Annotated in this window: 6 protein-coding genes and 1 tRNA gene; 1 reads left to right on the top strand and 6 read right to left on the bottom strand. The window is 30.1% G+C overall.

Translation table 11 applies throughout. The annotated features are described in order from the left end of the window. Nucleotides 1-2 precede the first annotated feature (2 nt). Nucleotides 3-76, top strand: a tRNA-Asp gene (locus tag ACTG3S_RS13410). Between the two features lie 189 nt (nucleotides 77-265). Here the strand turns inward: ACTG3S_RS13410 and ACTG3S_RS13405 are convergent. From ACTG3S_RS13405 to ACTG3S_RS13380, 6 genes are all read right to left on the bottom strand, one after another. Beyond that, on the bottom strand, nucleotides 266-715 hold the full coding sequence (locus tag ACTG3S_RS13405; protein ID WP_439129847.1) for a lipocalin family protein: 450 nt from the start codon (nucleotides 713-715) through the stop codon (nucleotides 266-268). 108 nt (nucleotides 716-823) lie between these two features. After that, entirely contained in the window at nucleotides 824-1,045 is a 222-nt protein-coding gene (locus ACTG3S_RS13400; protein WP_439129846.1) for a hypothetical protein, read from the bottom strand. 13 nt (nucleotides 1,046-1,058) lie between these two features. Beyond that, nucleotides 1,059-2,594, bottom strand: coding sequence for a YifB family Mg chelatase-like AAA ATPase (locus ACTG3S_RS13395; RefSeq protein ID WP_439129845.1), 1,536 nt, complete (start codon nucleotides 2,592-2,594; stop codon nucleotides 1,059-1,061). Between the two features lie 86 nt (nucleotides 2,595-2,680). Continuing rightward, a complete protein-coding gene (locus ACTG3S_RS13390) occupies nucleotides 2,681-5,260 on the bottom strand; it encodes a phosphoenolpyruvate carboxylase (protein WP_439129844.1) in 2,580 nt (859 codons plus the stop codon). 237 nt (nucleotides 5,261-5,497) lie between these two features. Next, nucleotides 5,498-7,465, bottom strand: coding sequence for a protein-disulfide reductase DsbD family protein (locus tag ACTG3S_RS13385; RefSeq protein WP_439129843.1), 1,968 nt, complete (start codon nucleotides 7,463-7,465; stop codon nucleotides 5,498-5,500). 23 nt (nucleotides 7,466-7,488) lie between these two features. After that, on the bottom strand, nucleotides 7,489-8,377 hold an 889-nt coding region (locus ACTG3S_RS13380), incomplete at its 5' end, for a TlpA family protein disulfide reductase (protein WP_439129842.1).

Here is an 8,377-nt window from a genome sequence, read left to right as displayed (position 1 = left end):
ACGGTTTGGTAGTTCAGCTGGTTAGAATACCTGCCTGTCACGCAGGGGGTCGCGGGTTCGAGTCCCGTCCAGACCGCTTTAAAAGTCCTTAACAATCTATTTATTAGAAAGTTAAGGATTTTTTGTTTTGTGATTTGTACGGTAAATTCTTCTTTAGTAATTTTTATAAAAAAAAAACAATTTTTTTATGTAATCAATACACTTAAATTGGTTTTGAAAATAGTTTATTAAATCTAACTTCATGTAGTCAATACTATAACTTAATTTATTCTCTTCTATAAATAAATTCCTCCAAATAATTACCTAAACTTGATACTCCCCTAAACTCTTCAGTCATCTCGTTATTAGAATTAGAAAACACAAAATCTTTTACTATTATTTCATTTGTTTCATATTCTATCTCATACTTACCGTTTGAAAGTGGTTTCCATCTAAAAGGGTTATAATATTGATCACCAGGATATGTACTACTGCAGTTAGATTCATTTATAAATTTCATTCCCTTTCCATTGCTTTGAAATTCCCAAAAAGATCTATTTGCACACTCGTCAATTGTGATTTGTGGACTTTGTCCTTCTTCTGTTAATACTGAACTTGTAAGTATCCATTTTCCAACTATAATATTGTCAATCTCACCACTATCATAACTTGTATCACTGCAAGATGCTAGTAATGCTAAGATTATAATTATTGTTAAATATTTGATTTTTTTCATAACTTTTGAATATTTTTTCTGAAATTAATATTAAAACAAATTAAAAATAGTAATAATTTATTATTTTTCGACAATTAGTAAAATAATTATTATTTTAGTACTGCTATGTTAAATACAATATATATGATTATTGCTTGGTTTTTTCGTTGTTTCGTAATTGGTTTTTTTGGTATTGATAGGAAGATAGGTTATTGGTGAGCCTTTTTTAATAAGTGAAATTATTGATAGTAATAAAAAAGGTTTATGTGGTGCTTTACCTAACTGTTTATTATTACTTCTTCTTAATTTTTTAAAATATTCAGCATATTTTAAAATAATTTTTTCATCCATATTTTTTATTATTTTACCCCAACCAACCCTCTCTATCTAAACTTCTATATTGTATGGCTTCTGCAATGTGGTCTGGAGAAATTGCTGCTACATTTGCTAAATCTGCTATGGTTCTTGCTACTTTTAAAATTCGATCGTAGGCTCTTGCAGAAAGGTTTAATTTTTCCATGGCTGTTTTTAAAAGTGTTTTACTCTCTTCAGATAATTTACAAAACTCACGAATTTGTTTTACACTCATTTGAGCATTGTAATGCACGTTTTCTAATTCTTTAAAACGTTCTGATTGTATTTCTCTTGCAGTAGTTACACGTTTTCTAATATCAACAGAAGACTCACCTCTTCGTTCTTCAGAAAGTTTATCAAAAGGAACTGGAGTAACTTCTATATGAATATCAATTCTGTCTAACAAAGGACCAGAAATTTTACTTAAATAACGTTGCATTTCTTGTGGTGTAGAAGTCATTGGGCTGTTGGGGTCGTTAAAAAATCCAGAGGGACTAGGATTCATACTAGCTACCAACATAAAAGAGGCAGGGTAGGTTACTGTAAATTTTGCCCTAGAAATAGTTACATCTCTGTCCTCTAAAGGTTGACGCATTACTTCTAACACATCTCTTTTAAATTCTGGTAATTCATCTAAAAACAAAACTCCATTATGAGAAAGTGAAATTTCTCCAGGTTTTGGGTATTGGCCACCACCAACAAGCGCCACATTTGAAATCGTGTGATGTGGACTTCTAAAAGGTCTTTGGTATAGTAATCCTTCGTTTTTAGTTTTACCTACAACAGAATGTATTTTAGTAGTTTCTAAAGCTTCGTGTAATGTCATTGGTGGTAAAATACTTGGCAATCTTTTTGCTAACATGGTTTTACCAGAACCTGGAGGACCAATCAGAATGATGTTATGCCCACCAGCTGCTGCAATTTCCATACATCTTTTAATAGATTCTTGCCCTTTTACATCCGAAAAATCGAATTCAGGAAAATCGATGTTTTTATAAAATTCTGCTCTTGTATCTACAATGGTTGGGGTAATTTTTTCATCACCATTAAAATGATGGATGACTTCTAAAATATTATCTACTCCTAAAATTTCTAAATTGTCTACAATGGCAGCTTCTTTCGCGTTTTCTTTGGGAAGTATTAAATATTTAAAACCTTCTTCTCTAGCTTTTATAGCCATGGGTAGCGCTCCTCTTATGGGTTGTAAACTTCCATCTAAAGAAAGTTCGCCCATAATTACATACTCATTAATGTTTTCTGATTGAATTTGACTGGAGGCTGCCAAAATCCCCATAGCAATTGTTAAATCATAAGCAGCACCTTCTTTACGAATGTCTGCAGGAGCCATATTTATAATAATTTTTTTACCAGGAAGTTTGTAATTATTATTGTTTAAAGCAGCAGAAATTCTATAGGAGCTTTCGCTTACAGCTTTGTCTGGCAAACCTACTAAGTGATATCCAATTCCTTTATCGATATTAACTTCTACAATTATAGTGGTAGCTTCTATACCAAAAACGGCTGAACCAAAAACTTTTACGAGCATATTTTTTTCTTAAAAATAAAAAAAATAATGCCATAAAAAAAATGCAACCAAATATTGATTGCATTTTATAAAGTTAATCCTATTTTTTAAGCAGAATTCCTACTCGCATTAATATTACCAAATAAAGAACGCATCACCATTTTTTCGAAAACTTCTATTTTTTCTAAATTGCTATCATCTTTCTGAAGCTCTTGTATTTGCTTTAAAGCGTATTGTTGTATGGTTAATAAAGGCAATACAATTTGCTCTCTAATTTCTATAGATGCTTTTCCAACAGGAAAGTTTTCCATCAATTCTTTATGGCCTGTTAATTTTAAAAGTAATCTTTTTGTGGTTTTGTATTCTTCGTAAATCAATTTCCAAAATTCTCCATAAACAGGGTCATCTGCCATGTATGCAGTTAAACCGAAAAAAGATTTTGTCAAACTCATCATACTGTTTTCTAACAACGTTTTAAAGAAGTCTGATGCGTTATAAAAATCTATAACTTCGTCAAAACGACCTGCATCTTCATATTTTTTTAAAGCTGTACCTACGCCATAAAAACCAGGTACATTTTGTTTTAGTTGACTCCAACTACCCACGAAAGGGATGGCTCTTAATGCCGAAAAATCTAAAGTTTCAGAATTAGAACGTTTACTTGGTCTACTACCAATATTTGTTTTGGCATAATATTTTAACGTACTCATTTTTTCTAAATACGGTAAAAATTGTGGATGATTTTTAAAATCTACATACGTTTGATAACTGGTAGAAGCCATGTCTTCTATCAGTTCTCTATGTTTATCATTTAATTGATCTTTGGTAAAAACCTCGTTTTTAATACCAGAACTAACTAATTGTTCTAAGTTGTATTGAGATGATGTTTGGGTACCAAAGTTAGAGCTAATTGTTTGTCCTTGTATGGTTAATTGTATTTCCTTGTCTTCTATGGTTGGTCCTAAAGAAGCATAAAATTGATGCGTTTTCCCTCCACCTCTTGCTGGTGGTCCTCCACGTCCATCAAAGAAAATTACTTCGATATCAAACTCTCTAGAAACTCTGGTTAAAGCTTCTTTTGCTTTAAAAATACCCCAGTTTGCCATTAAGTAACCACCATCTTTGGTTCCATCAGAAAAACCAAGCATAATTGTTTGTTTGTTTTTTCTTTTTTCTAGATGATATCTATAAGATCTGTTAGAATACAATGTTCTCATTACATCTTCTGCATTTTTTAAATCTTCTACAGTTTCAAAAAGTGGAATTACATCTACAGGTAATTCATTTTCAAAACCACATAAATTTAGCATGGCAAAAGTTTGCATTACGTTTAATGCAGTTTGGTTGTTACTAATAATGTAACGGTTTGCACCACGCTCTCCATTTCTTTGTTGTATTTCTTTTAGCGCATACATAGATTCAATGGTTTTTACAGAAATTTCGTCTGTCAGTACTTTTGGATCTATATTTCCTTTTATAACCGCTAAAATTTTAATTTGTTCTGCTTCCGATAAATGTTCAAAATTATCAGGAAAAGTAGTATCGCCAATGGCGTGTAAATCTTTTACAATTTGTGTAAATGCTTTGTGATGCACTCTACTGTCTTGCCTTAAATCTAAAGTAGCAAAATGGAATCCGAAAATTCTAACTTTGTTTATAAAATCATCTAGCTCTTCTAAAAATAAAGACTGATGTTTTGTTTCTATAATTTTTCTTGCATCCGCTAGTTCTTGTAATAATATCTTTTGAGAGAAATTTACTTTTGTGTAACTTCTTACAACATGCTTATAAAGTCGTTTTTCTATTCTTGCAAAAATTTCTTGAACACCATCAAAAGTAAAACGTCTTTTTAGTTTTCTAACATCTCTGTAGTAGTTTCTTAAAATACTTTGTCTTAATCTTTCTGCAACATTTAGTGTAATTTCTGTAGTAACAAATGGATTACCATCTCTATCGCCACCTGGCCAAAAACCAAGATCTATAATTTCATTATCTATCGGATTTCCATCATATACATTATTTTGAATATAGTTGTAAATTCTTGGTACAGAGTGATAAAATACATGCTCTAAATACCAAATTAAACTTACAGCTTCATCAAAAGGAGATGGTTTTTCTTTTTTGTAAAAAGGCGTTTTACCTAATTGTGCTAATAATTTTTTTATTAGAATTAAATCATCATTTTGTATGGCTTTGTCTAAATCTGTAATAATACCTAAAACAGAACCTGGGTAAAATTGTGTAGGGTGTGCTGTTAAAACAATACGCACTTTAAACTCTTCTAAATAAGCTTTTAATTCTTCTTTTTTATTTCTAATAATAGCAAGTTCTCTAGAATTTCTAAGTGTACCAATACCATCCATATTATTTACTACAGGAAACGCAGCGTCTTCTATAGCATCAAAAAGTACTACTTGACGCTCTATATATTGTATGAAATGAAAAAGCATGTCTGTTTTTTCTTTCTCTGAAGGGTTTTCGAGATATTTCGTAAAAAAAGAATTTACGATTTCTGTTGGGTTTTTACCAGCTTCGAAACCTTTTTTACAGAGTTCATGAAACAGCGGTAATAATACACCTGTATTGTTTATAGAATCGAAAGGAAGCGTTGTAAATACACTATTGTAAATTTGGTATTTAGACAATACGTTTTCGTTAAAACGAGATAATTTTGGTAAACCAGACATATTTGTAATATTTTATTTAGTAAAGCTACAAAAAAGCCTTGTTACAGAACTTGTTTTTTTGCTAATAATTAACCCGTTATTTACGAAAACGATATAAATTTTAAGTGATTTTTATAAAAATCTAAAAAAGTGTCTGTATTACTTTTTTTTGAATATTACTGCTGTTTTTTGTTTTCTAAATCTTAGAAAATTTTCATTTGGGTGCAATTATTAGTTTAGAAGTTTTTAAAAAAGATATTATTTTTTAAAATTTGTTAAACCTGTTTCTAGCCATGTTTTATAGGTTTCTGTATCTGTATATTGTTGTGGTGTGTTTAAAATCTTTAAATCTGGAGTCATTAAAACATAGTAGGGTTGAGAGGCATTTTTAAAGTTTACAACTTGAAATGTAGCCCATTTGTCACCATAGGTTTTTATTTTTTTTATTTGCCCATTTGCTTTCTTAAAATCGAATTGTGCTGCTTTAGGCAATGCTTTTTCATTATCATCTACATATAAAGAAATTAAAATATAATCATTTTTTAGAATGTTATATACTGTTGGATTGCTCCAAACATTTTCTTCCATTTTTCTGCAGTTTACGCAAGCCCAACCAGTAAAATCTAATAAAATAGGTTTGTTACTTACTTTTGCAGCGTTTAAACCTTCATCAAAATCTTTGTAACAATTTAAACCTAAAGGACAGTCTGATGCTTGCTGATAAATACTGTAAAATTGTGGAGGAGGAAAACCACTTAAAGCATTTAAATTCCAAGTGGGTGTTTTAAAAGTACCAGGAATTAAATAAATAACAAAAGCAGTTGTTAAAATACCAAATGAAATTCTAGAAAAAGATAGTTTTTTGATTGGCGAATCGTGTGGAAATTTTATTTTTCCTAATATATACAATGCCAATCCTAAGAAAATAATAATCCAAATACCAATAAAGATTTCTCTTTTTAAAATACCCCAATGACCCACTAAATCTGAGTTTGATAGAAACTTAAATGCAAAAGCCAATTCTAAAAAACCTAAAACAACTTTGGTAGTATTTAGCCATCCACCAGATTTTGGTAACGATTTTAGTAGGTTAGGAAATAGTGCAAACAGCGCAAATGGCAATGCAAGTGCTACTCCAAAACCTGTCATACCAGCAGAAAGTTGGCTTGCTGGATTACCAACAGCACTTAAAGAACCTGCTAAAAGAGAACCTAAAATAGGTCCTGTACAAGAAAAAGAGATAATGGCTAATGTTAATGCCATAAAAAAAGTTCCTACAATTCCGCCAACATTAGATGCAGAATCCATCTTGTTTCCCCAAGAACTGGGCAATGTTATTTCGTAATATCCAAAAAATGAAAAAGCAAAAAAGACTAAAATGGCAAAAAAGAAAATATTTAACCAAATATTGGTAGAAATTGTATTTAAAATATTTGGATCTAAGCCATCAATTAAATGAAACGGCACACTTAATAATATATAAATAACTACAATAAATACACCATACATAATGGCGTTAAAAATACCTTTACTTTTGTTTTTGCTTTGTTTGGTAAAAAATGAAACTGTTAAAGGAATCATTGGAAACACACAAGGTGTTAACAAAGCCAACAAACCGCCTACAAAACCTAACAAAAAAATACTCATTAGAGAACTACCTTTTTCTTCAGTATCTGTATTGTTTAGTAATAAGGATGTGTTTTTTAAATCTAACTTTAAATTCTTACTGAGTTCTTTACTTTTATCATCTAAAACAACTACTTCTTTTTCTATTTTTTTTCCTGATAACGAAAAAGTAAATAGTTCCTCTATTTGTATGCAGGCTTCTTTACAAACTTGCCCATAAAGTTCTACCGAAATTGAGGCGATATTTTTATCTGTAATTTTTATTTTTTGAGTGATTGTAGCATTATCACTAAAGAAAATTTCTTCTTTTTCCCAAATTTCTGAATACTCTTTATGGGTTTCGCTTTCTATGGCTTTACCAACCAACTTGTAACCAGTTTTACCTTCTGGAATTAAAATTTCTAGTGGTTGAGAAGCATCCTCAGGATTGTATTGAGAGTACAAATGCCAGTCTTGTAAAATGCTTGCTTTTAAAATAACATCATATTCAGTATCTGAAATTTTATGGATACTACTTTGCCAAACAACAGGATTATTTTCGGTTTGCGAAAAACTTACAAGTGCAAAAAGTAAAATAAACAGCGAAAAAATTTTCTTCATGATTTGCTATAGAGTAAAAAGGTTTACAGACTTAAACCATTTAAAGTTTCTACTAATTTTTTATTTGATGGTCTTGGTGCATTTGCATTTATAATATTACCATCTGCATCTAACAAAATAAAACGCGGAATCCCTTTAATCATATAATCTTCTACAAATTGAGATTCCCAAGCATTTTCTGCTAATAATTGAATGCCGCCTAAATCTTTGTCTACAATCATTTTTTTCCACTTGTCATAGGCATCTTCAGTATCAATAGAAACGCTTACAAATTTGATGTTTTTATCATGAAAATCTTTTTCTACTTTTTTTAAAGAAGGTATTTCTGCAATACAAGGTCCGCACCAAGTTGCCCAAACATCTATGTAAACGAAGCTTCCTTTTAAATCGTCTAAAGACATTTTACCTCCTGCGTTATTTTCGTAGTCTGTAAACTTTGGGGAAGGACTTCCTTTTGCTAAAGATTTTAGTTTGTTGTAATCTGCAGCAATTTTTGTGTTATTTTCTTCATCTGTAGAGTTTTCTGAAAATAGTTTGTAATAATCTTCTAAATTATTTGTGTAAGTAATACCATACCTAGCATCATCATATAATAATTTGTTTTTAATGGTGTTGTTATCAATAGCAGTAATTGATTTTAAATAGGCAATATCACTTCCCAATAAAGAGTCTTTTTCTGTTAATAATTTCGCATTATCTCTTAATTTAGAACTTACAATATCTCTATATAAAACCGAATTTAAAAAATCTTTTTCGTTTTCTATATCAATATTTTTTAGTTCATCAAGAAAGTTTTCTGAAGGTTCGAATGATCTATTTTTTGAATAATAACCATGGTAAACTTTATAATTGTTTATTGATGCTAAATATTTATAATTTATGTTTTTTTTCTCTATTTTAGAAAAATCCTCT

Source organism: Polaribacter sp. (assembly GCF_965656025.1).
Classification (GTDB): Bacteria; Bacteroidota; Bacteroidia; order Flavobacteriales; family Flavobacteriaceae; genus Polaribacter.
The sequence above is the reverse complement of the archived record's forward strand: the minus strand, read 5'-3'. Positions and strand labels throughout refer to the sequence as shown.